This window comes from Exiguobacterium sp. s127, from assembly GCF_018618695.1.
Taxonomy (GTDB): domain Bacteria; phylum Bacillota; class Bacilli; order Exiguobacteriales; family Exiguobacteriaceae; genus Exiguobacterium_A; species Exiguobacterium_A oxidotolerans.
Genome location: NZ_JACSMO010000031.1, coordinates 1 through 449, shown reverse-complemented (window position 1 = coordinate 449; position 449 = coordinate 1). Strand labels below are relative to the sequence as shown.

1 protein-coding gene is annotated in these 449 nt (G+C 52.3%); it reads right to left on the bottom strand.

The genetic code is table 11. From position 1 onward, the window contains the following. Positions 1-449, bottom strand: a 449-nt coding sequence (locus KNP98_RS15915; protein ID WP_214812250.1) for an RNA-guided endonuclease TnpB family protein, incomplete at both ends; no start/stop codon positions are given.

Sequence of the window (449 nt, the reverse complement as noted above, 5' to 3'; positions counted from 1 at the left end):
ATGCGGAAGAACTCCGACCAACTGACCTCGGAGATGGACTTGCTCAACTTGCGATTCTTCTGCATGTTCTTCACCTGCAAGGTCTCGATCCCGATGACGTCGTGGTTTTTGACGATCTCGGTCGATACCTTGTGCAGGAAATCGGTTCGCTTGTTCGCGATCTTCTCGTGGATGCGGGCGACCTTCCGCTTTTGCTTCTGATAGTTCTTCGCCTCGGAAAGTGTTACTTTCTTGTCCAAGGCCAATCGTTGACGACGAGAAAGTTTACGTTGTTCACGTGCCAGCTTTTTCTCAAGCGAACGGAAGTAACGGTCGTTCTTGTATACCGTGCCGTCCGACAGGATGGCGAAGTGATTCAACCCGACATCGACGCCGACGGATGAGCCCGTCTTCGGCATTTCGTTGCTCTCCTGCTCGACGAGCAGGGAGACGAAGTATTTTCCTGAAGC